30 protein-coding genes are annotated in these 25538 nt (G+C 71.9%); 16 read left to right on the top strand and 14 right to left on the bottom strand.

Going from position 1 to position 25538, the window contains the following annotated elements:
* Nucleotides 1–124 precede the first annotated feature (124 nt).
* Entirely contained in the window at nucleotides 125–1231 is a 1107-nt protein-coding gene (locus N5096_RS05360) for a 60S ribosomal export protein NMD3 (protein WP_267663296.1), read from the bottom strand.
* A 124-nt stretch (nucleotides 1232–1355) separates the two neighbouring features.
* Between N5096_RS05360 and N5096_RS05355 the strand changes: the two genes are divergently transcribed.
* Together N5096_RS05355 and N5096_RS05350 are read left to right on the top strand one after the other, a co-directional pair.
* On the top strand, nucleotides 1356–1709 hold the full coding sequence (locus tag N5096_RS05355; protein WP_267663295.1) for a DNA-binding protein: 354 nt from the start codon (nucleotides 1356–1358) through the stop codon (nucleotides 1707–1709).
* Nucleotides 1710–2303 (top strand): DUF7411 family protein, encoded by a 594-nt coding sequence (locus N5096_RS05350; protein ID WP_267663294.1) that lies wholly within the window; start codon nucleotides 1710–1712, stop codon nucleotides 2301–2303.
* Nucleotides 2304–2380: 77 nt separating this feature from the next.
* Here the strand turns inward: N5096_RS05350 and N5096_RS05345 are convergent, their stop codons facing one another.
* The 5 genes from N5096_RS05345 to N5096_RS05325 form a co-directional block, all read right to left on the bottom strand.
* Entirely contained in the window at nucleotides 2381–3367 is a 987-nt protein-coding gene (locus tag N5096_RS05345) for a carbohydrate kinase family protein (RefSeq protein WP_267663293.1), read from the bottom strand.
* An 84-nt stretch (nucleotides 3368–3451) separates the two neighbouring features.
* A complete protein-coding gene (locus N5096_RS05340) occupies nucleotides 3452–4711 on the bottom strand; it encodes a DHH family phosphoesterase (RefSeq protein ID WP_267663292.1) in 1260 nt (419 codons plus the stop codon).
* Nucleotides 4712–4786: 75 nt separating this feature from the next.
* A complete protein-coding gene (locus N5096_RS05335; RefSeq protein WP_267663291.1) occupies nucleotides 4787–5251 on the bottom strand; it encodes a universal stress protein in 465 nt (154 codons plus the stop codon).
* 128 nt (nucleotides 5252–5379) lie between these two features.
* Nucleotides 5380–5649 (bottom strand): HalOD1 output domain-containing protein, encoded by a 270-nt coding sequence (locus N5096_RS05330; protein WP_267663290.1) that lies wholly within the window; start codon nucleotides 5647–5649, stop codon nucleotides 5380–5382.
* Between the two features lie 223 nt (nucleotides 5650–5872).
* Complete coding sequence (locus N5096_RS05325; protein WP_267663289.1) at nucleotides 5873–7462, bottom strand: heme-binding protein; 1590 nt, start codon at nucleotides 7460–7462, stop codon at nucleotides 5873–5875.
* A gap of 142 nt (nucleotides 7463–7604) precedes the next feature.
* Here N5096_RS05325 and N5096_RS05320 point away from each other — a divergent pair, with 142 nt between their 5' ends.
* Nucleotides 7605–8801, top strand: coding sequence for a UbiA family prenyltransferase (locus N5096_RS05320; protein WP_267663288.1), 1197 nt, complete (start codon nucleotides 7605–7607; stop codon nucleotides 8799–8801).
* A gap of 23 nt (nucleotides 8802–8824) precedes the next feature.
* Here the strand turns inward: N5096_RS05320 and N5096_RS05315 are convergent, their stop codons facing one another.
* On the bottom strand, nucleotides 8825–9640 hold the full coding sequence (locus N5096_RS05315; RefSeq protein WP_267663287.1) for an SDR family NAD(P)-dependent oxidoreductase: 816 nt from the start codon (nucleotides 9638–9640) through the stop codon (nucleotides 8825–8827).
* Between the two features lie 137 nt (nucleotides 9641–9777).
* Here N5096_RS05315 and N5096_RS05310 point away from each other — a divergent pair, with 137 nt between their 5' ends.
* Nucleotides 9778–9984 (top strand): DUF8149 family protein, encoded by a 207-nt coding sequence (locus N5096_RS05310; protein ID WP_267663286.1) that lies wholly within the window; start codon nucleotides 9778–9780, stop codon nucleotides 9982–9984.
* A 65-nt stretch (nucleotides 9985–10049) separates the two neighbouring features.
* Here the strand turns inward: N5096_RS05310 and N5096_RS05305 are convergent, their stop codons facing one another.
* Nucleotides 10050–10286 (bottom strand): hypothetical protein, encoded by a 237-nt coding sequence (locus N5096_RS05305; RefSeq protein WP_267663285.1) that lies wholly within the window; start codon nucleotides 10284–10286, stop codon nucleotides 10050–10052.
* Between the two features lie 111 nt (nucleotides 10287–10397).
* On the bottom strand, nucleotides 10398–11171 hold the full coding sequence (locus tag N5096_RS05300; protein WP_267663284.1) for a GTP cyclohydrolase III: 774 nt from the start codon (nucleotides 11169–11171) through the stop codon (nucleotides 10398–10400).
* A gap of 143 nt (nucleotides 11172–11314) precedes the next feature.
* On the opposite strand from N5096_RS05300, the gene N5096_RS05295 reads away from it, so the two are divergent.
* From N5096_RS05295 to N5096_RS05250, 10 genes are all read left to right on the top strand, one after another.
* The gene (locus N5096_RS05295) at nucleotides 11315–12094 is read left to right on the top strand and encodes an HAD-IIA family hydrolase (RefSeq protein WP_267663283.1); all 780 of its coding nucleotides are present in this window, start codon (nucleotides 11315–11317) and stop codon (nucleotides 12092–12094) included.
* 110 nt (nucleotides 12095–12204) lie between these two features.
* Complete coding sequence (locus tag N5096_RS05290) at nucleotides 12205–12444, top strand: hypothetical protein (protein WP_267663319.1); 240 nt, start codon at nucleotides 12205–12207, stop codon at nucleotides 12442–12444.
* A gap of 25 nt (nucleotides 12445–12469) precedes the next feature.
* Nucleotides 12470–13864 (top strand): DUF92 domain-containing protein, encoded by a 1395-nt coding sequence (locus tag N5096_RS05285; protein ID WP_267663282.1) that lies wholly within the window; start codon nucleotides 12470–12472, stop codon nucleotides 13862–13864.
* Complete coding sequence (locus N5096_RS05280; protein WP_379790004.1) at nucleotides 13861–14337, top strand: GNAT family N-acetyltransferase; 477 nt, start codon at nucleotides 13861–13863, stop codon at nucleotides 14335–14337. The genes N5096_RS05285 and N5096_RS05280 overlap by 4 nt, the downstream gene beginning before the upstream one ends.
* Before the next feature lie 60 nt (nucleotides 14338–14397).
* Entirely contained in the window at nucleotides 14398–14805 is a 408-nt protein-coding gene (gene hisI / locus N5096_RS05275; RefSeq protein ID WP_267663281.1) for a phosphoribosyl-AMP cyclohydrolase, read from the top strand.
* On the top strand, nucleotides 14806–15990 hold the full coding sequence (locus N5096_RS05270; RefSeq protein ID WP_267663280.1) for a DUF7118 family protein: 1185 nt from the start codon (nucleotides 14806–14808) through the stop codon (nucleotides 15988–15990).
* A 67-nt stretch (nucleotides 15991–16057) separates the two neighbouring features.
* A complete protein-coding gene (locus tag N5096_RS05265; RefSeq protein WP_267663279.1) occupies nucleotides 16058–16456 on the top strand; it encodes a DUF7975 family protein in 399 nt (132 codons plus the stop codon).
* 574 nt (nucleotides 16457–17030) lie between these two features.
* On the top strand, nucleotides 17031–18059 hold the full coding sequence (thyA, locus tag N5096_RS05260; RefSeq protein WP_267663278.1) for a thymidylate synthase: 1029 nt from the start codon (nucleotides 17031–17033) through the stop codon (nucleotides 18057–18059).
* Nucleotides 18059–18646, top strand: a complete 588-nt coding sequence (locus tag N5096_RS05255) for a dihydrofolate reductase (RefSeq protein ID WP_267663277.1) — start codon at nucleotides 18059–18061, stop codon at nucleotides 18644–18646. Before thyA ends, N5096_RS05255 begins: the two co-directional genes overlap by 1 nt.
* A gap of 134 nt (nucleotides 18647–18780) precedes the next feature.
* Nucleotides 18781–18957, top strand: a complete 177-nt coding sequence (locus N5096_RS05250; RefSeq protein WP_267663276.1) for a DUF7501 family protein — start codon at nucleotides 18781–18783, stop codon at nucleotides 18955–18957.
* Nucleotides 18958–18991: 34 nt separating this feature from the next.
* On the opposite strand, the gene N5096_RS05245 is transcribed toward N5096_RS05250, so the two are convergent.
* Genes N5096_RS05245 through N5096_RS05235 form a run of 3 tightly spaced genes read right to left on the bottom strand, consistent with a single transcriptional unit; the run spans nucleotide 18992 to nucleotide 22270 of the window.
* Nucleotides 18992–20167, bottom strand: a complete 1176-nt coding sequence (locus N5096_RS05245) for an ABC transporter permease (protein ID WP_267663275.1) — start codon at nucleotides 20165–20167, stop codon at nucleotides 18992–18994.
* Nucleotides 20164–20898 carry an ABC transporter ATP-binding protein gene (locus N5096_RS05240; protein ID WP_267663274.1) on the bottom strand — a complete coding sequence of 245 codons (735 nt, stop codon included), beginning with the start codon at nucleotides 20896–20898 and terminating at the stop codon, nucleotides 20164–20166. The genes N5096_RS05245 and N5096_RS05240 overlap by 4 nt, the downstream gene beginning before the upstream one ends.
* The gene (locus N5096_RS05235; RefSeq protein WP_267663273.1) at nucleotides 20891–22270 is read right to left on the bottom strand and encodes a CARDB domain-containing protein; all 1380 of its coding nucleotides are present in this window, start codon (nucleotides 22268–22270) and stop codon (nucleotides 20891–20893) included. Before N5096_RS05235 ends, N5096_RS05240 begins: the two co-directional genes overlap by 8 nt.
* Before the next feature lie 261 nt (nucleotides 22271–22531).
* Here N5096_RS05235 and psmA point away from each other — a divergent pair, with 261 nt between their 5' ends.
* Together psmA and N5096_RS05225 are read left to right on the top strand one after the other, a co-directional pair.
* Nucleotides 22532–23287, top strand: coding sequence for an archaeal proteasome endopeptidase complex subunit alpha (psmA, locus tag N5096_RS05230; RefSeq protein ID WP_303654897.1), 756 nt, complete (start codon nucleotides 22532–22534; stop codon nucleotides 23285–23287).
* Nucleotides 23288–23341: 54 nt separating this feature from the next.
* Nucleotides 23342–24223: an MOSC domain-containing protein gene (locus tag N5096_RS05225; RefSeq protein ID WP_267663271.1), complete on the top strand. Its 882-nt coding sequence runs from the start codon at nucleotides 23342–23344 to the stop codon at nucleotides 24221–24223.
* 84 nt (nucleotides 24224–24307) lie between these two features.
* On the opposite strand, the gene N5096_RS05220 is transcribed toward N5096_RS05225, so the two are convergent.
* The gene (locus N5096_RS05220; protein ID WP_267663270.1) at nucleotides 24308–25204 is read right to left on the bottom strand and encodes a hypothetical protein; all 897 of its coding nucleotides are present in this window, start codon (nucleotides 25202–25204) and stop codon (nucleotides 24308–24310) included.
* Nucleotides 25205–25292: 88 nt separating this feature from the next.
* Entirely contained in the window at nucleotides 25293–25469 is a 177-nt protein-coding gene (locus tag N5096_RS05215; RefSeq protein WP_267663269.1) for a hypothetical protein, read from the bottom strand.
* Nucleotides 25470–25538 lie beyond the last annotated feature (69 nt).

Here is a 25538-nt window from a genome sequence, read left to right as displayed (position 1 = left end):
GCCGTCGGCTCGCGGCCCGAAGGGCCGCTCACCGGGGCGCGCCACCGCACCGTTTACTACACCATTTATAAGTGACAGTCGCGGCCGCTCGCGGATAGTTAACTACCGTATCGTCACCGACGACCTACTCCTTGGGGACGAGGTGGACCTCGCCGCCGTGCTCGAACGCGAGGACGCTGTCGGCGTCGCCCCCGACGAAGTCGGGGTTCGGGACCGTCTTCGCCTCGTAAGTGACCGGGTCGAGCACCTGGATCGCGTTCTCGTCTTCCACCGTCACCACCGTCGTCTCCGCCGCGTCGCCCCGGGTGCCGAGGCGGATCGCGTCCGGCGCCGCCGCCTCCTCGAACTCGGAGGTGTACGCCTCGCCCGTCGCGAGCCGGACGCCCTGGAGGCGCCCGGAGACCCCCGTGACGAGGACGGGGCCGTCGCCGTCCTCGGGATCGATGATCTCCCCCTCGGCGTACCGGGGGAGCCGGACCGCGAACGTCACCCGGTACACCTCGTTGCCGTCGCCGTCCTCGGTGACGAGCGTCGGGTACGACTCGAAGCTCCCGCCGAGCGCGTCGGTGATCCGGGTCGCGACGTTCTGCGCGAGCCGGTTCGAGGAGAGCTTGACGTCCGGGCCGTCGTCGGTCTCTTTCACCTCGGTGATGAACGCCTCGCGGTCGCCGTCGGCCTCCTGGTCTGCGACGTACGACTCGGCAATGTCGAGCGCCTCGGCGCGCTCCGCGGGCGTCAGATCGCGCTCGTCCGCGCGCACCTGCACCGTGCCGGCGTAGTAGCCGCCGGCGATCCGCCCGCACCGGTCGCAGGTCCCCCGCGAGATCTTCACCGGGACGGTGACCTCCGCGGATCGGAGCGTCCCGCGGACGACGCCCGAGAAGTGACAATGCATCCGGACGTTGTTCTCGTCGACCTGCTCGGGCTCGACGCCCCACTCGACCTCCTCGGCGTCGACGTGGACGCCGAGCGCCTCCGCAACCTCGTCGACGGCGACGTCGGTGTAGTCGCGCGCGCCGACATCCCGCCACGACTCGCCGCGGCGGACCGCGCCGCAGCCGGAACAGACCAGCACCTCGATCCGGTCGGGCGCGTCGACCAGCTCGAAGTCCTCGAAGTAGCAGTCGTCACACAGCAGCGCGTCCCGCCCGCCGGGGTCGCCCGGAAGCGGCTCGCGCCGCTCCGGGACGGCGCCGCCACACCGGGGACAGAACTCCCGCGACTCGCTCATTGCCGGCGGCTACGCCGAGGAGGCGTTTAAGCGGCGCGGACCCGCCTCGACCGACACGGCCGGGGCGCGTCTCTGAGCCTATCCCTCCGAAATCGTTTTTCGCACGGACCGTGAAAGCCCCCGTATGAGCGAGAATCCCGACGACGAACGGCTCGAGGAACTGCGAGAGAAGAAGATGGAGGAGCTCCGCGAGCGCAAGCAGGGCGGCGGCGGCGACGCTCAGGCCCAGCAGGAGGCCCAGGAACAAGCTGAGGCCCAGCAGGAGGCCGTGCTCAAACAGTACCTCACGGACGGCGCGCGCCAGCGTCTCAACGCGGTCGCGATGTCGAAACCGGAGTTCGGCGAGAAGGTGAAACAGCAGGTCGCGGCGCTCGCGCAGAGCGGCCGGATCCAGGGACAGATCGACGAAGACCAGATGCGCGACCTCCTGAAGGAACTCCAGCCCGACCAGCAGAGCTTCGACATCCAGCGGCGATAGATGGAGCTCGCGCTGCTGTACAGCGGGGGAAAAGACTCCTCGCTCGCCGCCCACCTGCTCGACCGGTTTTACGACGTGCGCTGCGTCACCGGGAGCTTCGGGCTCACCGACGACTGGAAACACGCCGAACGCGCGGCCGCGGAGCTGGGCTTCCCCTTCGAGCGCGTCGAGCTGGAGCGGGAGGTGGCGGACGAGGCGGCCGCGACCATGCTCGAGGACGGCTACCCGCGGAACGGAATCCAGCGCGTCCACGAGCACGCGCTCGACGCGATCGCGGACCGCGACGTCGACGCCATCGCGGACGGCACGCGCCGGGACGATCGGGTCCCGACAGTCTCGCGCGCGCAGGCGCAGAGCCTCGAGGACCGCCACGGCGTCGACTACATCTCTCCGCTGTCGGGGTTCGGCCGCCACGCCGTCGACCGCCTCGTGGAGGAGACGTTCGACGTCCAGCAGGGGCCGAGCGAGGAGGTGCCGAAGGCCGACTACGAGGACGAGCTCCGGACCCTCATCGCCGAGGAGCACGGCGAGGCGACCGTCGACGAGGTGTTCCCGGACCACGACCAGACGTACGTCCACGGTCGGAACGATTAGCTCGGCGGCGCGCCCGCGACGCCGGTCCAGGCCCAGACCGCGGTCCCGGGTCCGCCTCCGGCTCACGCCGCGACCGCTCACCGTCGCTCGCCGAGGAACGACTCCACGTCCGCCCTGGAGGGGAGTGCCGTCATCCCGCCTTCTTTTCGCACCGAGAGCGCGGCCGTCGCGTTGGCGAACGCGACCGCGTCGACCAGATCGACGCCGGTGTCGACGCGGCTCTCCCCCTCGCTCAGCCGCGCGACCAGCCCGGCGGTGAACGCGTCGCCGGCCCCGGTCGCGTCGACGGCCTCGACCGCGAACCCGTCGTGGCGAGCGGTCCGCTCGCCCCACGGCGCCGCCGCCGAGCTCGCGACGATCGCGCCCGCTTCCCCGAGCGTGACGACGGCGGTGTGCGGGCCGAGAGCCAGCAGATCGCGGCCGAGAGCCTCCCTGTCGCCCTCCCCCGACGAGAGCCCCGTCGCCGCCACGTCCTCGTCGCTGGCGAGGACCACGTCGCTGTCGGCGACGATCGCGCGGACCGCGTCGACGACGGCCTCGCGCTCGCCGTCCGGCACGAGGTCCTCGCGGTAGTTCACGTCGAACGACACCGTACAGCCGCGCTCGCCGGCTTCCGCGGCCAGCTCGCGCATCGCCTCCCGGCCGTCGGGGTGCGTCAGCGCGACGCCGCCGAGGTGGACCCACGAGGCCGACGCCAGCGCCGCGACCGAGACCGAGTCCGGATCAAAGCCGAACGTGGCGTCCCCGGAGCCATAAAACCGGAACCGCCGGCCCTCCACGCCCGGCGGCGAGACGACCGCGAGGGTGGTGTTGCCGTCGACGCGCTCGAACGCGCCTGTCGGTAGGTCCTCGGCGACGAGCGTCTCGCGCAGGAAGTCGCCGAACGGGTCGCTCCCGAGTCGGGTCCAAAACGTCGGCGCCGCGCCAAGCCGGGCGAGCCCGACCGCGACGTCGGCGGGCGCGCCGCCCGGTCGGTGCGAGAAGCCGTCGACGTCGCGAAGGGTCTCGCCGGGCCCGGGGAGCAGGTCGATCAGCGTCTCGCCGGCCACGAGGATCTCCGCCATGCGAGAGACGGAGGCGCCGGGCGACGTGAAAGTGTGCGATTCGCCGGCCCCTCCCTCGCTCGCCTCTCGCCCGCGGACGGCCGCTTACTCCTCGTCGTCGGAATCCGAGCCGTCCGACTCCCCGTCAGCCGCCGCGACCTCCTCGGCGACCGCCTCGAACGCCGCGAGGATGACCCGCTTGCAGGCCTGTCCCTCGGTCGTCCAGTGGTTGGCGTAGTCGAGCATGTCGTCGTAGATCTCCGGCTTGCAGCCGGCGGCCTGCGGGTGCCCGCCGCCGTTCACCTTGCCGGCGACCTCGTGGGCGTGCTGAAACTCCTCCGAGCCGCGGATGGACGCGGAGCCCGCGGGCTTGACGATCACCGCGGCGTCGGCGCCCTCGCCGCGGAGCGTCTCCGCGACCTCGTTCTGCGAGCACCGGCCGTACGTCACCGCGACCGTCCACTCGCCGACCTCGTGGGTCACCGCGCGGTCGACGGCGGCGTCGATCCGGGCCTCCTTCTCGACGCGGCGGTCGGCGACGAACCTCTCGACGGTCTCAGGGAGATCGGCGCCGTACGCGCCCGCGACCGTCGCGTACTCCTCGCTGCCGGCCCAGTAGGAGTAGTCGGCCAGGTCGTCCGAGCGCGGGTCCGCCTTGATCCAGAGGTCGTGGTCGCGGGTCGCGACTGCCAGCTCGGCCCACCGGTCGTCGAACGCGTGGTCGAGCGAGCGGAGCGTCACGTCGGCGGTGCATTCCTCGTCCGACTCGCCGATCACGAGGTCGACGCCGAGGTCGCGGACGGCCGCCGCCGTCTCGTCGTCCCACTGGTGGTGGTCGAACCAGCGGATCGAGGCGGTCTCCCCCGCGAGCGCCTCCAGCGGCTCCGCGATCCAGTCGTAGTCGTCGGGACAGAGGTCGCAGACGAACAGGTCGACGTCGTCGTCGGCGTACGCGAGCACGCGCTCGAGCGAGGTGTCGAGCGAGTACGGGCCCGCCGAGACCAGCCCGACCGGCGACCGCGTGTGAGCGTCGGCGGTGGGGTCGGCGTCGTCCCCGTCGCTTCCCCCTTCATCCTCATCCTCCCCGTCCGCATCCGCCCCGTCCCCGAGCCGCGCCGCGATGGCGGCCTCGAAGTCGGCGACGTCGAGGGCGGCGTCGTACGCTTCCCGGATCATCGCCGCGCAGGCGAGCCCGTCGGCGTCGCCGTCGGCGATCACAACCGCCTCGCTCCCCTCAATCGCCTCTTTCGCCTTCCGCTCGGCGCGCTCCTCGTCCAGCGAGTCCGGGTAGAAGAAGCCCTTGCCGGGCAGCCGCGTGTACCGCGAGCGGGGGATCCCCGCCTCGTCGATGAGGTCGTCGTCCATACAGTCGCCCCGGGCGGGAGCGGGAAAACTCCGCCGTTCTCGACGGCCGAAGCGCGCGACGCCGCGTCGCAGGGCCTATATCGTCGTCCGCCGCGGGTCCTCGTCGGTGAGCTGGCGGACGGTGAGCACGGGGACCGGGCAGGTGCGCACGACGCGCTCCGCGACGGAGCCGATGAGGAACCGGTTCTCCCCGTGTCGCCCGCGCGTCCCCATCGCGACGAGGTCGGCGTCGACGTCCCCGGCGCAGCCGGATATCTCGCCGGCCGGTCGCCCCTCGCGCACCTCGACGGTCACGTCCAGTTCGGAGTCGCGCTCCCCCGCGGCCTCGGTGACCTGTTCGAGCGCCGACTCCCCGTGGTCATCGAGCGCGTCGCGGAGGTCCTCGCGGACCTCGTCTGGCGTGGACTCGACCTCGCCGCTGTCGACGACGTAGATAGCGTGGACCTCGGCGTCGAAGCGGGCCGCGACGTCGACCGCGACGTCGACGGCTCGGCGCACGCTGTCGGAGCCGTCGGTCGCGACCACGATCGTGTCGAACATACGCCCCCGTTCGCCGAGCCGACAGTTAAAAACAGGCGGTCGACTCCGACGCCGTGGCGGCGGGAAGCGCGGGTGCGGCGGTGCTGTGGTTTATCAGCGATCGGCGCGGGCGCGGCGGCGTTCCCGGCCTACCGGTGCGATTCGATCTTGATCACTGGGCTTCCGCTCGTGTCGGCGATGATCGTCGCCGTCGTCGAGTCCGCCTCGAACCGGAGGGTCATCTTGAGGTTGTTATCCTGGAAGAGGCCGTCCAGCGCGTCGGTGTTGATGTCCTCGCTGATGCGCCACAGCTGATCGAGCACGTCCTCGTCGTGAGCCTTCGCGACCGCCGTGACGACCTCCGTACTCAGCTCCTCGGTCTCGTCCGGCTCGTAGTAGAACTCCCTCGCGTCGTCCATACGTGGGGGTCGGCCATCAGCCGGAAGTCCGTTGTTACCAGTAGCTGACGTCGTCGTTACCCGCACCGACCGCGGGGTCGGCGCCCCTCGACCGCAGCGGGTCCCGACGGAGTTAGTCGGTTATAAGGACAGTGATTTCCGCGGATCCGAATCCCGCGGGCCTGAATCCCGCGGACTCTACTCCTCGAACCCGAACTCCGAACACCGCCGCGCTCGCGTCGCCTTACGCCAGGAAGACGTGCCGCGGCCGGTCGGCCAGCACCTCGCGACCCCACTCGACCGTCTCGCGGAACTCGTCGGAGCCGAAGAACGTCATCGCGTCCTCCTTCGCCTCCCACTGGCTGGCGATGAACATGTCGTTCTCGTCTTCGACGTTGGCCATCAGGTCGGTCTCGACGTGGCCGTCCATCTCCGCGAGGATCTCGCCGATGTCGTCGAACGTGTCGCCGAACTCCTCGCGGTAGTCGGGCTTGACGGTGTAGAACATCCCCATCGTGCCGAAGCCGGACTCCTCGCCGGCGCGGGCGACGACGTCCGGGAGCTCCGAGAGGAAGCCGGCCGCGGTCTCGGCCGCGGACGCGGTGTCCCAGATGGAGACGACCGCGGCGCGGTCGGTGTGCCGGCCCTCGTACACCGCCGTCTTCACGTGGGTGCCGTAGTGGTCGAAGTTGCCGCGGAGCCCCTCGACCTCGTCGAACAGCTCGTCGACGTCGGCCTCGCTGTACAGCACGGTGGCGTACACGTCCTCGCCGTGGGGCTTCCCGGCGTAGATGTCGAGGTCCGCGAGCTCGCCGCGGATGTCCTCGTCGGCGACGCCGTCCCCCCCGTCGTCCGCCGCCTCGTCGCCGTGCGGGTGGTCGCCCTCGCTGCCCGCGTCCTCGTCGCCGTGCGGGTGGTCCCCGTGTGCCGAGCCCCCGCCGGCGCCGGCGCGGTCGTGGCCCCCGCCGTAGCCGTGACCGTCGTCGCCGTCGCCGTGGTGGCCGCCCTCCCCGTGGGCGCGGCCCGCGTGGGCGTCCTCGGCGCTCCCCTCGTCCGCGGGCACCGTCTCGCCCGCGAGGTACGCGCCCAGGTCCGCGGGCGGGAACCGCCGCCCGATGTAGAACTCCCCGAACTCACCGTAGCGCGAGGAGGCGGGGTCGAACCGCATCTCGTAGACGATGTCCTTGATGTCGGTGGGGTCCGAGCCGAACAGCGTGACGCCCCACTCGTGGCCCTCGAAGCCGACTGAGGAGGCGATCACCTGCTTAATCTTGCCCGCGTACTCCTTGCCGACCTCGCCGTGGCCGGCCATGAGGTCCGCGCGGTCTTCGAAGTCGAGGTCGTACCAGTTGTACTCCTCCCCGCGGCGTTTGCTCATCGGGTAGAAGCAGACGTACTCGTCGTCCGGGATCTCCGGCGTCAGCTTCCCCTCGATGTAGCGACGGAGGCCGGCGTCGACCTCCTCCGGGCCCTCCTCGAAGTACGCGTCGGAGACGTAGCCGGAGACCTCGGTCACGGAGACGTACGAGGTCGTCCGCTCCGTGAACCCCGCGAGCGCGGTGTCCTCGAACCGGCGCTCGATCGACGAGAGGTCGTCGAGCGACGGCCGGAAGTGGACGAACAGGAGGTCGGCCTTGTGCCCGAGCACGGAGAACAGCCCGGAGTCGCCCTCGTCGGCGTCGGCGACCTGTTCGCGGTGTCTCAGAAAGCGCTTGCCCTCCTCGATCGCCCGTTCCCGCTCCCGTTCGGGGGCGTCGCGCCACGCGTCCCAGTCGATCGACCGGAAGTCGTGCAGCGCGAACCACCCCTCCTCGGTCTGTGGTGCCTCGACCATACGTCGGCTTGGGTCGCCGGGGGTTAGGCGTTTGCGGGTCGTCGCCGCTGCGTCTCCGGGACGGACGTCGTTTCGACGATCTGGGTAGTCATTCCCGTGAAAACTCCAACAGTATTAATCGCGACCAGCGCCTTAGTCAGCCATGGCGATCGCCCGGCACGAACGCGGACGACGGGCGGACCTGCGGGCGTTGCTCTCGCAGGTCCATCCGGTGTTCATGCTGCCGCCGCTCGCGGCCTCGTGGTTCGGCGCGGCCGTCGCCGGCGAGTTCGCGCTCTCGGTCGGCGCGATCCACATGACCGCGATCTTCCTCGCGGTGTACACGGCTCACGTGAAGGACGGCTACGTCGACTTCCACCGGCGCGGCGAGGACGACGACCACCCGATGACGGTCCGGGGCTGTCGCCTCTCGCTCCTCGCCGCGGGCGTCGGCTTCGCCGCCTGCACGCTCGCGCTCGGTGCCCTCGTCGGCCCGGGCGCCGCGCTCGTCACCCTGCCGACCTGGTTCGTCGGGTACCTCCACGCGCCGCAGCTCGACACGAACCCGATCACCACGACGCTGGGGTACCCGACCGGGATCGCGCTCGCGCTGCTCGGCGGGTTCTACGTCCAGGCGGGCGAGGTGACCGCGACGGTGCTCGGCTTCGCGCTCGTCTTCCTTGCGACGCTCGCCGGGGTGAAGATCATCGACGACGAGCAGGACTACGCGTACGACAAGTCGATCGACAAGCGGACCGTCTCGGTGCTGCTCGGCCGGGCGCGGGCCCGGACGCTGGCGTTCTCCCTGCTGTCGACCGGGCTCGTCGGCGTCCTCTGGGGGACGGTCGGCGGGCTCTTTCCCCCGTCGGCGCCGGCCGCGGCGCTCGCGTTCGGCTCGGTAGCGCTGGTGGCCGGCCGCGCCCGTCCGACGATCGCGACGATGCTGCTGATTCGCGGCGCCTACGTCTTCCTCGCCCTCCTGCTCGTGGCCGTCTGGTTCCGACCGCTGTCGGGCACCGCGCTCCCGGACATCACCGTTCTCGGGCCGTACACGTACCTCGCCACCGAGGTCGTCTTCGGCGCGCTCGCGTTCGGCCTGCTCCGGTACGCCGGCGCGCTCCGGGAGGCGGCTCGGACGGTCGCCGCCCTGTACCCGATCGCGTACCTCTGGGACTGGTACACGCTGGAGGTCGGCGTCTTCGAGATCACGCTGCGCACCGGGTACGACCTGTTCGGGATCCCGATCGAGGAGCACCTCTTTATGATCGTCGTGCCGGCGCTCGTCCTCGGCCTCCACGAGACAATCCGGACGCTCTCGAGCGAGTCGGACGACGCGTCTCGGAGCGGCTCTCGCCCGTGAACGGGCCACCGACAGCGACGCCGCTACCGATCGATCAGCCGCCCGAGTATCCCGCCCGGTAGCCCGGCGCGAATCAGGCGGTCGTACAGCCGGTCGGGGAGCACCGCGGCGGCCCGCGGGAGCCAGCGCGCGCGGCGGCTCACCCGGTAGACGGCCCGCGGCCGCTCCGTCGTGGCCGCGACGACGACGCGCTCGACGACGGTCTCCAGGTCGGTCGCGGCGGGCGCGTACCCCTCGAACGCCCGGTAGGCGTCGGCGTAGGGGCCGTCGGGGTCCGCGTCCGCGTTCCGCTCCGCGATCTCGGCGGCCGCGCGCTCGTTGAACCCGGTCGGGACCGGGCCGGGCTCGACGAACGCGACCGTCGCCCCGCGGGGCTCGACCTCGCGGCGGAGGGCGTCGACGTACCCGCGCAGCCCGGCCTTCGCGGCGCTGTAGGCGCCGTGGTACGGGAGCGCAGTCGACCCGAGCATCGACCCGACCACGACGATCCGGCCGCCGCGCTCGCGGATCGACGGGAGGGCGGCCCTGACGACGGTGTGGACCGCGGTCAGGTTCGTGTCGAGCTGCCGCCGGAACGAGTCGACGGTGGTGTCCTCGACCGCCGCGATATCGTACCCGCCCACGCAGGAGACGACTCGGTCCAACTCGCAGTCGGCGAGGAGAGTCTCGACCGCGTCGCCGTCGCGCAGATCGAGGGCGTGCGTCTCCGCGGTCTCGGGGAGATCGGCCAGCCCGTCGGCGTCGCGGTCGAGCCCGATCACGTCGTGGCCGGCGGCCGCGAGCGTTCGCACGACGCCGCCGCCGATCCCGCCGGCCGCTCCGGTCACGAGGACGCGCATGGCGTTCGCTACCCCCCGGGGACGGGTGACGCTGGCGGTTCGGGTCGGGGCCGGACCCGAAGCGGGGTAACGTGTTCGGGGGAAGCCCCCGCCCGCGCCCCGAAGGCATATACCCCCCACCCGCGACTACCCGACGTATGTCCACCGACGAACCGTCCGTCCCGATCGTGTGTACCGAGTGCGACACGGAGACCAGCGTCCCCCTGTCCGACGTGGCGGACGCGCTCGCCAAACACAACGACGGGAAACACGACGGGGAGGAGATTGCGGAGGTCGACCCCGCGCTGAAAGACCAACTCGCCGACCTCGTCGCCGAGGACCTCGGGCTCTTCGACGAGGCGTAGGCGGGGAGAAGCGGTTCGCCGCCCGAGGCGACGCCGCCGTCACCGACGCGTCGCTCTCGGCTCTCTCAGTCGTCCTGCGCGAGCGCGCCCTTCGGGTGCCCCTTGTGCTGGAGGTTCCGGTTGTCTCGCTTCCGGGTCGCCGTCGCCGGGATGACCGTGTCGGCGTCGACCTCGCTTCGCGGTCGGCCGGTGTACCCGTGGTCGGGGTGTTCGGCGCAGTGGGCCATCGCGTCGTGCGAGCCCTCCCACGGTCCCTCGTCGCAGCCGTCCGCCGTGCAGACGAACACTATATTATCGGACATGTTGACGGGAAATTCCCGGTCGTCCTACATAAATCCGGAGACTTAATTATCAGATGAGATAACGAGGAGCGTCACCGGTCCTCATCCGTCCGACGCGGTCCGGACCTCGGCTCAGTCGCCGGCGGCGGGAGCCCCGAACAGCTCGACGCTCGTCCCGTCGTGGCGGCAGTCCTCCAAGGCGTGCTTGGCGGCGAAACCCGCTTCGTGGGCGGAGGCGCCGCGGCCGACGCCGACCTGCAGCTCCACGTCGACGTCCTCCCCGACGTGCGAGACGGCGTCGGCGAACGCGCCCTCGGGAAGGTCCGAGCAGACGGAGACGATGTTGTCCCCGCCGACGAAGAAGGAGAGCGCGCCGTGCCGCTCCCGGAGGTGGCGCATCAGGGAGCCGTACGCCCGCTCGATGTTGATGAACGTGTCGAACTCGTTGAGCTGATCGGTGTACTTCCCGGTCGCGTTGACGACGTCGAAGTGCGCGACCTGGAGATCCGAGGGGGTCGTCTCCGCGAGGTACTCGCCGGCGAGCACCTCGGTCCGGTGCTCGTCCTGCGCGCTCCCCTCCACCTGGAGCTGCCGGTTCGCGGCCTCCAAGGCGTCGACCGGTCGCTCGGCGACCGCGGTGCCGAGGCTGACGGTCACCGGGTACCGGTTCCCGATCGACTCCTGGAGGGCCGCGTGGGCCGCGCCGTCCACGCCGTTCGTCACCGCGATCATGTTGTCGAAGCGCGTGAAGAAGACGTACGCGTCGCGGTGGCCGAGGAACTGGGCGATGTCAGCGAAGAGCCGCGACTGGAGCGTCTGGAGGTCCATCTCTCGGCGCGGCTCCGGCGTCGTCGTCCACGGCCCGTAGTTGTCGATCTGGACGAGGGTCACCTGGGTCGTCGTCACAGTAACCGTCGTTACGGAGTCGCGCCGCTTTACGCTTCCGTTATCTCGAAGGTGAAACTCGTCCCGAATCTGGAACTCGCGTCTCTGCGACGACCCGGCGGCGGCCCCGCAACCACTACGGCCGTGGCGCCCCGACCGGGACCATGGGCTTCAGCGGCGCCGTCCTCGACGTGGACGGCACGGTCGTGCGAGGCAACGATCCGATCCCGGGCGCGCCGGCCGGCTATCGGCGGCTCGGCGAGGCCGGAATCGAGACGCTGTTCGTCTCGAACAACCCGACGAAGGGGCCGGCGGCGTACATCGACCGACTCGGGGCGGCCGGGTACGACGTCGACGTCGACAGCGTCTTCACGGCCGGCACGGTGACGACCCGGTACCTCCGGGAGCACCACGCGGACGACGAGCTGCTCTGTATCGGCGAGTCGGGGCTGCTCGACCAGTTCGCCGACGCGGGCCTCTCGACGACCGACGACGTCGACGCCGCCGACGCGCTCGTCGCCTCAATCGACCGCGGCTTCGACTACGACGACCTCTGTACCGCCATGTGGACGCTGGAGCGCGACGTGCCGTTCATCGGGACCGACCCCGACGTCGTCATCCCGGCCCCCGAACGCGACGTCCCCGGCTCCGGCGCGGTGATCAACGCCGTCGCCGGCGTCGCCGAGCGCGAGCCGGACGTCGTCCTCGGCAAGCCGTCTGACACCGCGATCGAGATGGTGCGCGAGCGCCTCCCCTACCCGCCCGAGGAGTGTCTCGTCGTCGGCGACCGCCTGAACACGGACGTCGCGCTCGGCGAGCGCGCGGGGATGACCACCGCCCTCGTCAGGACCGGCGTCACCGACGAGGACCGGCTCGCCGCCGCCGACGTCACGCCCGACTACGTGCTCGACGACCTCGGCGACATCGACCGCGTCCTGGGCTGATCGGGCCGGCGGCGATACGTCCGATTCTCGACCGCTGACCCGCTCTCACGCCGCTCGTCACTTCCGCTCTGTGGCCAACATTTATAACTAGAATTCGCCTCCCCTCGGTCATGTTTGATGTTGACACTCACGAGGAGGCTACCGGGGACGACGAGGACCCGGAGCGTCCCGTGCGCGTGATCGAGGGGCACGCGGTCCGGTTCAACGAGTACCGGTGCCGAGCGGGCGCGCAGACCGGTGCCGAGCGGGCGCGCGGACCGGTGCCGAGCGGGCGCGCGGACCGGTGCCGAGCGGGCGCGCGGACCGACCGGTCTCGGCGGCGTGCCACCGGCCGGTGTCGGGACCGTTAAGTGTTCGTCCCGGGTAGCCGAAGGCGTGATACAGAGGCTCCGACGCGCGAGTACCTTCGCCGCCGTGGCGGCGCTCGCGGCCCTCGCGCCGACGCTCGGCGACGCCGCCGTCGTGCCCTTCCTCGCCGTCGCCGGCCTCGCGTTCTTCGGGGTCCGCGACGGCGAGTGGTTCGAGACGCTCGCGCTGCCCGGCGACCGGGAGGCGGAGCGGCTGTACGGCCTCGTCGCCTTCTCGGTCGCCGCCGCGGGCCTCGCGCTGTTCGCCTCCCTCCCCCGCGCTCCCCTCCCCTACGAGGCGTTCGCGGGGGCGGCGCTCGCCGTCGGGGGCGGGCGACTTGGCCGGGAGTTCGTCGCCCGCCGCTCGACCGACGAGTTCCCGCTCGTCGCCGGCTACGTCGGCGTCGGGGCGCTCGCGTCCCTCGCCGGACAGGTCGCGGTCCGGATCCAGACCGAGCTCCTCGGCACCGACGGCGGGTTCTCCCTCGACGGGCCCGTCCCCGTCGCGAGCGTCGACCCCGCGGGGACGGCGTCGTCGCTGGCGACCGCCCTTCCCGACCTCGTCTTCCTCGCGTCCGTGGCCGGGCTGACCGCCGCGCTCGTGCGGTCGCTGGTGTTCGACCGCGACGCGCACATCACGGTGATCCTCGTCGCGTTCGCGGTCTGGGGGTTCGTCGCGCTCGACCCCGCGGTCACCGTCCCCCTCGTCGCCTTCGGGCTCGGCGTGACCGCCGCCCTGGGGTATATCTCCTTCGCGCTCGGCACCGCCTCGGTCCCGGGCATGCTGACTGGCGTGCTCTCGGCGCTGCTCGCGGTCGTTCTCGGCGGCGTCGGGTGGTTCCTCACGCTGATGTCCTTCTACGCCGTCGGCGGCCTCGCCTCGAAGTACCGGTTCGACGAGAAGGCGGACCGGGGCGTCGCCCAGGAGAACGAGGGCGCCCGCGGCACCGGGAACGTGCTGGCGAACTCCGCGGTCGCGCTCGTCGCGCTCGTCGGCTACGCGGCGACCCCCCACCTCGGCCTGCCGCCGGCTCCCTTCGCGTTCGCCTTCGCCGGGGCGACCGCCACCGCGATGGCCGACACGCTCTCCTCGGAGATCGGCGGACTGTTCGACGGCCCGCGGCTCGTCACGACCCTCCGGCGGGTCGACCCCGGAACCGACGGCGCGATCACGTGGCAAGGGGAGCTCGCCGGCCTCACGGGCGCGCTCCTCGTCGGCAGCATCGCCGCGGTCGGGATGCCGGTCGGCGACCTCGCCGTCGGCGGTGCGATCGTCGTCCTGGCGGGGGTCGCGGGCATGACCGTCGACAGCGTCTTGGGCGCGGTCGTCGAGGGCGACCGCGTCGGCAACCAGGCCGTGAACTTCCTCGCGACGCTCTCCGGGGCCGCGGTCGCCGTCGCGCTCGGGGTGGCGCTGCTGTGACCCGGTCGCCCGACCCGGACGACGAGGGCCCGGGCGCCGGGGACGCCGACCCCGCCGCTCCCGACCCGCGCGTCCGCGCCGCCCGGCCGGCCGACGCCGACCGGATCCGCGAGCTCCAGTCGCTCCTGCGGCAGCCGAACCCGGACCTCTTGGAGTACGGGCTCGCGGTCGGGTCGGCGCTCGTGAGCGCCGCGGACGGGCGGACCGTCGGCTACCTGCTGCCGGTCGACGCCCCGAACCGACCGGGCGTCCACCTCGCCGAGCTCGCCGTCGGCCCGGACCACCGCCGCGAGGGTCGCGCCCGGGGGCTCGTCTCGGCGGCCATCGCGGGCGCCGACGGCCCCGTGACGCTGCAGGCGCACCCCGACAACGACGCGGCGCTCGCGCTGTACGAGGGGCTCGGCTTTGCGGTCGTCGACCGGCGCACCGACGCGTACGCCGACGGCGACGCGCTCGTGTTGCGCCGCGAGTAGGGTCGATCGCGCGGGCGGACAGACAAAAGGACTATTCGAGCCCCGCGCTTCGGTCGGGGCATGAGCGACGCCGACGCGGAGACGGGAGGAGCGGGCGAGGGCGAGGACGACGACATCGGGGTCGACTTCGGCGAGAACGGGCTCGTCCCCGCGGTCGCCCAGGACGCCGACTCCGGCGAGGTGCTGATGCTCGCATACGTCTCGCCGGAGGCGCTCGACCGCACCCGCGAGACGGGCGAGGCGCACTACTACTCGCGGTCGCGCGACGAGCTGTGGTACAAGGGCGGCTCCTCCGGCCACACGCAGGCGATCCGCGAGGTGCGCGTCGACTGCGACGCCGACACGCTCCTGTACCTCGTCGACCAGAGCGTCGGGGCGTGTCACACGGGTCATCGGTCCTGCTTCCACCGGACCATCGACGGCGAGCACGTCGGGGAGCGCGTCTTCGACCCGGACGAGGTGTACTGAATGGGCGGCGCGGCGGGGGGCGGCGCGGCGGACGCGACGGCGAGCGGCGCGACGGCAGAGACCGACCCCGTCGCCGAGGCGGGCGAGGCGGCCGCGACGCTCCGCGAGCGCTACGACGAGCTCCGCCGGCTCGAGGGCCGGATCGCCGACCTCGGCCGCGAGCGCGTCGAGGCCGCGGCGGACACGTACCGGCGGGCCCACCGCGTGCTCGACCAGTACGAGGAGGACGCGGTCGGCAGCGGGGACTTCGCGGCGTACGTCCAGTTCGAGGGGGAGTTCGCGAACGCGGTCGACGTCGACGACGACGCGCTCGCGGCCGACGCGTTCGCGGCCGCCGACGAGGCGGTCGACAAGAAGCGGCTCTCCGAGCGCGACTTCGAGGCGGCCCGCGAGGCGCTCGACCCCGCCGGGGAGTACGTCGACCTCCTCGGCGATCGCGACGAGGCCCTCGACGACTACCGGGTCGCCCGCAAGGACGCCCGAGAGGCCCGGAAGGCCCTCGCCGCGCGGCTCGACGAGCTCCGCGAGGTCGCGGCGATGGCGGACGCGGACCTCGACGCCGACGTCGACCGCCTCCGCGAGCCGGTCGAGACGTACAACGAGGCGGTCCGCGAGTCGTTCGCCGCCTTTTATAAGTCCGCGTCGGCCCGTGAGGCCTTCGCCTTCCTCGACCGCGCGGACGCGACCCCCTTCGTCGACGTCGACGTGCCGCCGACGGACCTGGCCGACTACGTCGCCGAGTACGAGGCCGGCGAGGAGCCGCTGCCGACCCTGCTGGAGTACGCGGACTACTCGAACTCGAAGCTGGAGCACTACGTCGACGACCCCGGCGCGCTCCGGACCGCGGTCGCGGTCCACCGCACCTACGCCGAGCGGATCGACGGCGAGCCGCTGACGCTCGACTGGCCGCCCGCCGCCGGCGACGCGCTCGCCTACGAGATCGACGAGCTGATCCCGCTGGTCTCGCGGGTCGCCGGCGAGGAGACGGTCGCGACGCTGCGGGCGGTCCGCGACCTCGCGCGCGACGACGAGTACGAGCGGCTCCGCCGTGCCGCCGAGGTGCGCGACGCGCTCGATAGGCCGGAGCTGGAGCTCGTCCGAACGGGCGTCATCGACGACCGGGTGCGCGAGGCCGAGCGCACCCTCGACGTCGTCGAGGACGTGCTGGCGGAGACGGAGCGGTAGCGGGCGTTTAAATAAACGCGACGAGGAGTCGCGGCCTTTCAAGAGCCGCCGGCGCCGACGTGGTGATATGACCCGATTTGACGCCGCCACCGAGGCGGAGCGGCTGAAGCTGTTCGCGGACGGGGCGACCGCCCACCGCACCCGGTCGAGCGACGTGATGACCGTCGACGTCGACCCCGACAGCGACGTCACCGAGGGCGGCGAGGTGCCGCCGTGGGTCCAGCTCGCCGGCACGGAGCTGGTTCTGGACTGCACCGACGGCGAGCTGGACCGGCTGAAGGAGCTGCTCGGCGAGTTCCCCGAGTTCCGGATCGACGAGCTCGTCAGCCCGGAGGAGGCCGAGGGGACGAACGCGGTCGTCACGGCGCGCTCGGACGCGAACCGCGTGGCGGGGTTCATTGAGCGCGCGTTCCGCGAGGTGTACGGGCTCGACGAGGGGTACCGGGCCTGGGTGACGGCTATATGAATTGACTTTCCACGTTGTCGTCGGTTGCTTATAAGTCGTTGACTACGGGGCGAAGGCTTCCGACGCTCCGGTCGCTTGGTTATAAACGATTGATACTGGATCGGCGGTGAACACCTCCGAAGCCCCAGCTGCTTGCTTATCGATAGACGAGCACGGATCGGCGGTGAACACCTCCAAAGCCCCAGCCGTGAGGCGGGCGTACGCTCGCTGCGGTCCTCGGTCGCTCGCGTGGCTCGCTCCCTGTGGTCCTTGCGTCGCCTGCGCCCGCCTCACGGCTGCCCCTTTGAGTCCCACCCCGCACCGCGACCGCACGACCTCACGCCTCCCCAGCCTCGTCAGTCGCCCTCCGCGTTGCTCCGGGCGACTGACTCCCTCGCGGGCTCCTCGCGGTCGCCGGCGGCGACCGCTCGGAGGCGCGCCACCGCTTCGATCGCTTATAAATTATCGTGCGATGCCACTGTGTGTGTTGGCAACTCGCCGCATTCCGTCGCGACACACTTACTTTCCGCGGCGCGTTTGACTCGATAGACAGTCGCCTCGCGTGCTCGTCGGACGGGGGCGACGCCGACCACCAATGCAACAGTACCTCGATCTCGTCGACGACACCCTGTCGACGGGCACGTACAAGCCGAACCGGACCGGCGTCGACACGATCGCGTCGTTCAGTGGGCAGTATACCGTCGACCTCGCGGAGGGGTTCCCGCTCCTGACGACCAAGCAGATGGACGGCTACCGCTGGAACTCGCTCATCCACGAGGTGCTGTGGTACCTCTCCGGCGAGGAGCACGTCCGGACCCTCCGCGAGGAGACGAAGATCTGGGACGCGTGGGCCGACGACGAGGGACGCCTCGACACCGCGTACGGCCGGTTCTGGCGGCGCTTCCCCGTTCCGGACGACGACGCCGCGCTCCCCGGCGAGACGTGGCCCGACGACGCGCACCGCTGGGTGACCGTCGAGGCGGGCCCCGACGGGACCGAGCGACGGACGTTCGACCAGATTCAGTACGTGCTCGACACCCTGGCGGAGAACCCGCGCTCGCGCCGGATGGTCGTGAACGCGTGGCACCCCGCCAACGCCGCGACCTCGACGCTCCCGCCGTGTCACTACACGTTCGTCGTGAACGTCCAGGACGGCCGCCTGAACCTCCACCTCACGCAGCGCTCGGGCGACATCGCGCTCGGCGTGCCGTTCAACATCGCCGCGTACGCGCTGCTCGCAAACGCGCTCGCGCAGCGGACCGGGTTCGAGGTCGGCGAGTTCGGGCACACCGTCGTCGACGCGCACGTCTACTGCGGCCGCGGCGAGCGCGGGAAGTGGTACGCGAACAACCTGCCGTACGTCCAGGAACGGCTCGCGAGCGTCGAGCGCAAGGCCGACTACCTTGACGTGAAAGACTGGGTCGAGCGGACCGCCCCCGACGAGGCCGACGGCGAGGCCGGGTACGACCACGTCCCCGGCCTGCTCGAACAGCTCTCGCGGGAGCCGCGCGACCGTCCCCGGATCGAGATCGCCGACGCCCCCCTCGACGAGCTCACCTACGAGGACGTCGAGCTCGTCGACTACGACTCCGCGGACGGGCTCTCGTTCGGGGTCGCGGAGTGATGCCCGACGACGCGTCCGCCGGTGACGGCGCCGACGCCGAGCCGGATCCCGCCGACGCCGACCTCGACCTCGTCGTCGTCGCCGCCGTCGCCGAGAACGGCGTCATCGGGGACGACGGCGGGATGCCGTGGCACTTCCCCGCCGACCTCGCGCACTTCAAGCGGCTCACGACCGGTCACCCTGTCATCGTCGGCCGGACGACCTACGAGAGCATCGCCGACCGGGTCGGCGGCCCGCTCCCCGACCGCACCAGCGTCGTGGTGACGACGCGCGACCTCGACCTCCCCGCGGGGGCCGTCGTCGCGAACGACCTCGACGAGGCGGTCGCGCTCGCAGCCGCGGACGCCGCCGACCGGGGCGTCGACGAGGCCCACGTGATCGGCGGTGCGACCGTCTACGAGGGGCTCCTCGACCGCGCCGACCGGATGGTCCTGACGGAGGTCCCCGGGAGCCCCGACGGCGACACGCGGTTTCCGGACTGGGACGCCGCCGCGTGGCGGGAAGTCGACCGCGAGGTCGTCGCGGACGCCGAGACCGAGGGCGACGGCGACCTCGCGTTCGTCACCTACGAGCGAGCAGCTGACTGACGTACGTGCTTTTATATCTCATATAATTTGCTATCCCAGAATTAATAGAAAAATACCTACGTAGAGCTGGTGGTTCCTCCCTAATTTATTCTGCGTAACAACACTTTTTGCCGTGTGTCTTGGTACGTGTTGTCATGCCATTAGCCGAGTCGACCGTCGAACCGAGGCGGTGCCCGTTTTGCGAGGCGGAGTTGGCGTCCCCCGGCGCGGGGTTCGTCCGTCACATCGATGAGAGCCCGGAGTGCCGGGACGCCTTCGAGACGTGGCGCGACCGCGTGACCGACGACATGCGGGCTGGTTGGGCGGGGTGACGGCGGGGGGTGATACCGGACGGACCGCCGCTGCTCAGCTTCGGAGCGCCTCCACCGGTCGCTCGTTCGCGGCCTTCCAGGCCGGGTAGGCGCCGCTGACGAGCCCCACGCCGACGCCGAAGCCGAGCGCGAGGAGGAGGTAGCGGCCGTTCGTCGGGTCGAGCGCGAGCGCGGCGTCGACCTCCGGCGTCGAGACGACGAGCCCGGCGACGAGCAGGACGGTCAGGAGAGTCCCCGCAGCAGCGCCGGCCGCGCCGATGAGGCCGGCCTCCGCGAGCAGCACGCGCAACACGTCCCGCCGCGTCACGCCGACCGCGCGCATCACGCCGATCTCCTGCCGACGTTCGACGGTGCTCATCAGCATGACGTTGAGGATCGAGACGCCGGCGACGACGAGCGAGATGGCGCCGAGCCCGAGGAGAAACGTGCTGAGCAGGCCGAAGAAGCCGTTTATCTCGTCGACGATCGCGACGAGCTCGAACAGCTCGACGCGTTCCTCGCGGGCGTTCACCTCCGCGCGGATGTCGTCGGCCGCGGCCCGCGCCGCCTCGCCCGACTCGGCGACGACGAGGACCCGTCCGTACCCGTCCGCCGAGAAGGCCGACTCGGGGAGGAAGACGGCGTCGTCGGGCGCGACCGGGCTGAACGTCTGGCTCTCGACGAGCACCGCGACGACCCTGACCTGCGCCCCGCCGATCCCGACGGTGTCGCCCGGGCCGACCCCGAGGTCCTCGGCGACGCCCGCGCCGACGATCGCGCCCTGTCGGTGGCGCTCGGGGAGCCGCCCCTCCGCGGCCTCGAACGCGAGCGCCGGCTCCTCGACGCCGTAGATGGTCGCGAACTGCTGGGCGCTCTGGCCGGAAACGACCGCGTTGTCCGAGTGTAGCGGGACGACCGCCGGCCCGCCCACCGCACGCCGGATGTCCGCCACGTCGGCGTCCGAGAGCGACTCCACCCCGGCGTCGGCGTTCGGCGAGACGACGACCTGCGTGCCGATGTCGCCGATCGCGTCCTGAGCGCCGAGCGCCAGCACGTTGCCGAAGATCCCGAGCGCCGCGACGGCGAGCACGCCGATGCAGACCCCGAGCACCGCGAGCGCGGTCCGCACCCGGTTCCGACGCAGGTTTCGCGCGGCCATCGCCACCGCGGGACCCCAGCCGCGGAGCCGCCCGGCGAGCCCCGAGGGCGTCGACGGGTCGGCTCGGCTCATCGATCCCCCGCGGTCGCCGTCTCGGGACCGGGGCGCGGCTCGTCCGCCCTTTCCCCACCGTCCGGGACTCCGCCGACGAGCACGCCGTCGGTGAGCTCAACGACCCGGTCGGCGAACCCCTCCACGAGCGGGTCGTGCGTCACCGCGACGACCGCCACGCCCTCCTCTTTCACCCGCTCGAACTCGGCGAGGATCGACTCGCCCGTCTCCGTGTCGAGGTTCCCGGTCGGCTCGTCCGCGAGCAGCACCGCCGGCTCGTTGATCAGTGACCGAGCGATGGCGACCCGCTGTTTCTGCCCGCCCGACAGCTCGGCGGGCTCGTGGCCGAGCCGGTCGCCGAGGCCGAACCGAGAGAGGAGGTCCGCGGCGCGGTCGCTCGCGTCGCCGGGATCGAACGCGGTCGGCAGCGCGACGTTCTCGACCGCCGTCAGGGTCGGTAACAGGTGGAAGTCCTGGAAGACAAACCCGATCGACTCCTTGCGCGCCGCCGTGCGCTGGGCGACCGAGAGGCTCGTCACGTCCGTCCCGTCTAGGAGTCGCTGGCCCTCGGTCGGGTCGTCGAGGAGTCCGAGCACATTCAACAGCGTCGACTTCCCGGAGCCGCTGGGGCCGACGACCGCGACGAACTCGCCGGGCTCGACCGCGAAGTCGACGTCGTCGAGCGCGACCACCGGCTCGGCGCCCCCGCCGGGGTAGCGCTTGGTCGCCCCCCGGAGTTCGAGGCTATACATCGCGCCGACGCACCACGCCGCCGACGACTGCGAGCCCTGCGGCGCCGGCAAGGCCGACCGCCCCGAGCGTGCCGACGGAGCCGAGTCCGCCCGCGGAGCCGAGGGTCCCCACGGTACCCGACCCCCCGCTTCCGGCCCCTTCGGCGTCGGGGATCGCCACCGCGTCGGTCTCGACGTACCGCACGCCGCGCTCGGTGTACGCGATCCGGATCGGGACCGCCGACGCGACCGACGCGTTCGCGGTGGTCCGCAGGTCGAAAGCGACGAAGTCGCCGGCGCCGACGGCGCCGACGAAGTACTCGCCGCCCGCCGGCGTCGGCGCGACTCCCGGGGCCTCCTCCACGGAGACGACGACGCCCTCCAGCTCGCCGCCGCCGGCGTTCCCGAGGTTGGCGTCGACGAGGACCTCCCCGCCGCCGGTCGTCTCGACCGTCGCGTCCGTGACCGCCGGCGCCGCGTCGTGCGTCGGGTACCGGAGCGTCGACGTCGCGGTGCGCTCCGCGCCGGCGCCCGCCTGCGCGTCGAGGCCCGACCGGAACGCCGCCGTGAACGTCACCGCCGAGCGGCGGTCGAGCGGACCGAGGTCAACGACGACGCGCCGCTCCTCGCCGGGCGCGACGTCCTCGACGACGTACGGGCCGGCCTCGATCCCGGCTCTCCCCTCGTCGTCCGCGCCTCCCTCGCCGTCGGTCACACCGCCCGCGATCGGCTCCCCGACCGCGGTCAGGCTCACGCGGTCGGCGGTCGTCGTCCCCGTGTTGACCACGGTCACCGCCACCGGGGAGTCGGCCGACAGCACGGCCTCCTCCGCGTCCTCGCCCGTGTCCAGCCCGCCGCCACCGCCGCCGAAGATCCCCTCGATGCCGCTCACGCCGACGCCGCCGGCGTTCCCCTCCTCTTCGTCGCTCTGCAGGTCCTCCGGAGCGAGCCCGCGCGTCCGGAGGTCGAGCGTCACCTCCGCCGGCTGGACGTCGACGACGACGTCCCGCGTCACGGTGACGGTCTCCCCCTCCTCGTCGCCGCCCGTCGCCTCCGCCTCGGCGACGACCTCGACGGTGAGCCGGCGCTCGCCGGGCTCGTCGAACCGCGTCCACAGCTCGACGTCGAGCGAGTCGCCGGCCGAGAGCGCGCCGACCGCGGTCGCCTTGTCCAGCGGCTCGGCGTCGTTGCCCGCGCCGACGACCCTGACGCTCGTCACGTCGGCGGCGGCGGGGCTGCCGCCGGAGTTCGAGACGGTGACGTTCAGGCTCGTGCGCTCGCCGACGACCGGCTCGGTCGTGCTCGTCTCGACCCCGTCGATCGCGATCCGCGCGTCGGGCACCGCCGCGGCCCCGCCGACGGCCGCGAACAGCGCGAGGAGGGCCGTCAGCACGGCTGTCGTTCGTGTTGAAATCAATGTCAAGCCCGCTAGGGGACCGATCGTAATATATCCGTCGCAGGTGGAGGTCGACGCCGCGCGTTTCGCTGCGGCGGGCGCGCGGTGCGGGGGTGGGCGCCTCGTCTCCGCCGACCGCGGGCGAATAAAGGCTCCCGGGCCGCGGCCGGGACATACCGGTTACGGATGCTTTTTCAACCGTCCGGCGTAAGTACGTGTAATGAGCCAAAGCGACACCGCGAGAGCGGAGGATCGGCGATGATGGGCGGTAACGACCAGCAGGCGTACGACCGCGGGACGTCGCTGTTCTCGCCCGATGGACGCATCTACCAGGTCGAGTACGCCCGCGAGGCGGTCTCGCGCGGCGCGCCGAGCGTCGGGATCCGGACCGCCGAGGGCGTCGTTTTCGTCGCGATGTCCCGCGCCTCCTCGACCCTGATGGAGGCCGAGAGCATCGAGAAGCTCCACAAGCTCGACGACCACCTCGGCACCGCCAGCGCGGGCCACGTTGCCGACGCGCGACAGCTGATCGACCTCGCGCGCCGGCAGTCGCAGGGGAACCGGCTCCGCTACGGCGAGCCCGTCGGGGTCGAGACGCTGACGAAGTTCGTCACCGACCACATCCAGGAGAACACCCAGCGCGGCGGCACCCGGCCGTACGGCGCCGCGCTCCTCATCGGCGGCATCGACAACGGCGAGCCGCGTCTGTTTGCGGCCGACCCCTCCGGGACCCCGAACGAGTGGAAGGCGACCGTCATCGGCGGCGGCCGGCAGGAGATCCAGGGCCACCTCGAGGAGGAGTGGACCGACGACCTCTCGCTGGCCGCCGGCATCGAGCTGGGCCTCGCCGCGCTCGCGGCCCACGAGGACGAGTTCGAGCCCGACGACGTCGCGGTCGCGACGATCACCGAGGAGGACGGCTACCGGACCGTCCCCGGCGACGAGGTCGCCGAGTCGTTCGAGGCGGCCGGGATTGGTGACGACGAGGACGCCGACGCGGACGACGACGAGTAACGCCGTGGCCCCTCTCGGCCGATCGCTTTTCTCCCGCCCCGTCGAACGCGGAGCATGGCACGCATCGCGGAACTCGTCGCCTACCCGCTGAAGTCGAACGACGGCGTCGCCCTCGACCGCGCGGAACTCGGGCCGGCTGGCGCGCTCCGGGGGGACCGCACGTACGCGCTCGTCGAGGCCGGCGTCGACCCGCACGAGGCCTCCGTCGGTGAAGGCGGCGGGTACGTCAACGGGAAGCGCGAGCCCGCGGTCCACGGGCTCCGCGCGAGCTACGAAGTCGCCGGTCGGGGAGACGCGACGCCGACCGCGGTGACCCTCTCGCGGCCGGCCCGCGCCGAGACGGGGACCGTCGCGGCCGAGCGGACGTTCGCGCTCCCCGACGAGGGCGACGCGCTGGCGGCGTGGGTCGGCGACTACCTCGGCTACGCCGTCGACTTGGCCCGCGAGCCCGACGGCGGGCTCCCAGACGACCGGAGCGCCCGCGGACCGACGGTGGTCTCGCGCGCGACGCTGGAGACGGTCGCCGGCTGGTTCGACGCGGTCGCGGACGCGACGGAGATGCGGCGGCGGCTCCGCCCGAACGTGGTCCTCGACGACTGCCCCGCGTTCTGGGAGGACCGGCTGTTCGCCGACCGCGGGGAGGCCGTCCGGTTCGCCGCGGGCGACGCCGAGCTGCTCGGGGTCACCCCCTGTCAGCGCTGTGTCGTCCCGTCACGAGACCCGGATACGGGCGCCGGGATCGACGGGTTTCGCGAGACGCTTATAAATAACCGGCGAGCGACGCTCCCCGACTGGACCGAGAGCGACCGGTTCGATCACGACTTCCGGCTGATGGTGAACACCGCCGTTCCGGAGGAGTGGTGGGAGTCGACCCTCGCGGTCGGCGACGAGGTGTCAATCGAGGGCGTCGAGGCGCTCGACGGGGAACCGTACTGAGCGTTCAGCGAGTCCGAACTGACGAGGATATTTAAAAGAAACCGCGCCGAGCGACCGGCGGCGACTACCGACCGCAGTCGGCGACTACCGACCGCCGTCGGTCATCGCGACCGGCTCCTCCTCGGCGGCGTCGGCGGGGGCGTCGCTCCCGTCGGCGACAGGCTCCTCGACGCTCGCGGTGTCGGGCGTCGTCTCGCCGACGCCGAAGTGGTTCCAGAGGGTGACGCCGGCGACCGCGTACGCGACGAGGTCGTAGTGGACGGCCCCCTCGAACGCGGTGAACGCGGCGAGCGTGCTGTAGCCGAACAGCGCGACGACGCCCGCCACGAACGCGGTCTCGTTCGTGACCCTGCCCGCGGTCGCCGCGGCGAGGGACCGCTTTATCATCGGGCCGCAGGCGACGAGGAACGCGATGCCCGACAGCGAGCCGAGGTTGACGAAGAAGTGCGTCGCCACGCTCGAGTCGAGGATCGACTGGAGGTACTGGACCGTCACCGGGTCGTAGAACAGCCACTCGATCCGCGTGGGGTAGAGGACGGCGATGTACGGCGTCGCCACCATCAGCCCGAAGAGGACGGCCACGGCGACGCGGGCGGAGGCGAACTGCGCGGCGCGCCGCACCTCGAACGCCGCGTCGCCGGGCGCGACCACGAGCCCGCAGGCCTCCAGGGCGTCCCGGAGTTCCGCGCGGGAGACGTCGGCGTCGTGGTGGATCCCGACCGTCCCGTTCCGCCTCGTCGCCGAGGCGGCGCTGACGCCGTCGCGGTCGAGGAGGACGGCCTCGAGCAGTCCCTCCCGCCGTTTCGTCTCGATCCCGTCCACCGAGAAGGTGTCGTGGACGTGCGGCTCCGGGACTCGCGCCGTGCGCGGCCCCGCGTCGTCGGGCGACGCGTCGGGGCGGCCACCCACCGGCGCGGCGATCCCCCGTTCGCGGGCCGCGGCGTCGAGCCGCGTCGAACGCCCGTGGCGGTCGTCTGGCATGTGAACTACCTACGTCCGAACCGGCATGAAACTTCCCCCCGCTCCGGTCCCGGCGTGACCGTCCCGCGGCCGCCGGGCCCCGCTCACCTCACTTGGCGAAGTAGCTGGTCAGGTACCCCGAGAGGAACGAGGCGATCCCGACCGCGGCCAGCAGTTCGCCCGTCGACCAGTCGTCGTCGGCCTCGGAGCGCGCGGCCGCGGCGGTCACGACGAGGCTGACGACGAGCGAGATGATCCCGTTGCTCAGGTCGGCTTTGAATCCCATACCCGCAGTAAGCGCCGCGAACGCATAGTCGTTCGGCCGAGTGCGGCCGTCGACTCGGGGCGGAACCCC

The organism is Halorubrum yunnanense, assembly GCF_026586675.1.
In the GTDB taxonomy this organism is placed as follows: Archaea; Halobacteriota; Halobacteria; order Halobacteriales; family Haloferacaceae; genus Halorubrum; species Halorubrum yunnanense.
This window is presented reverse-complemented; position numbering and strand designations above follow the sequence as displayed.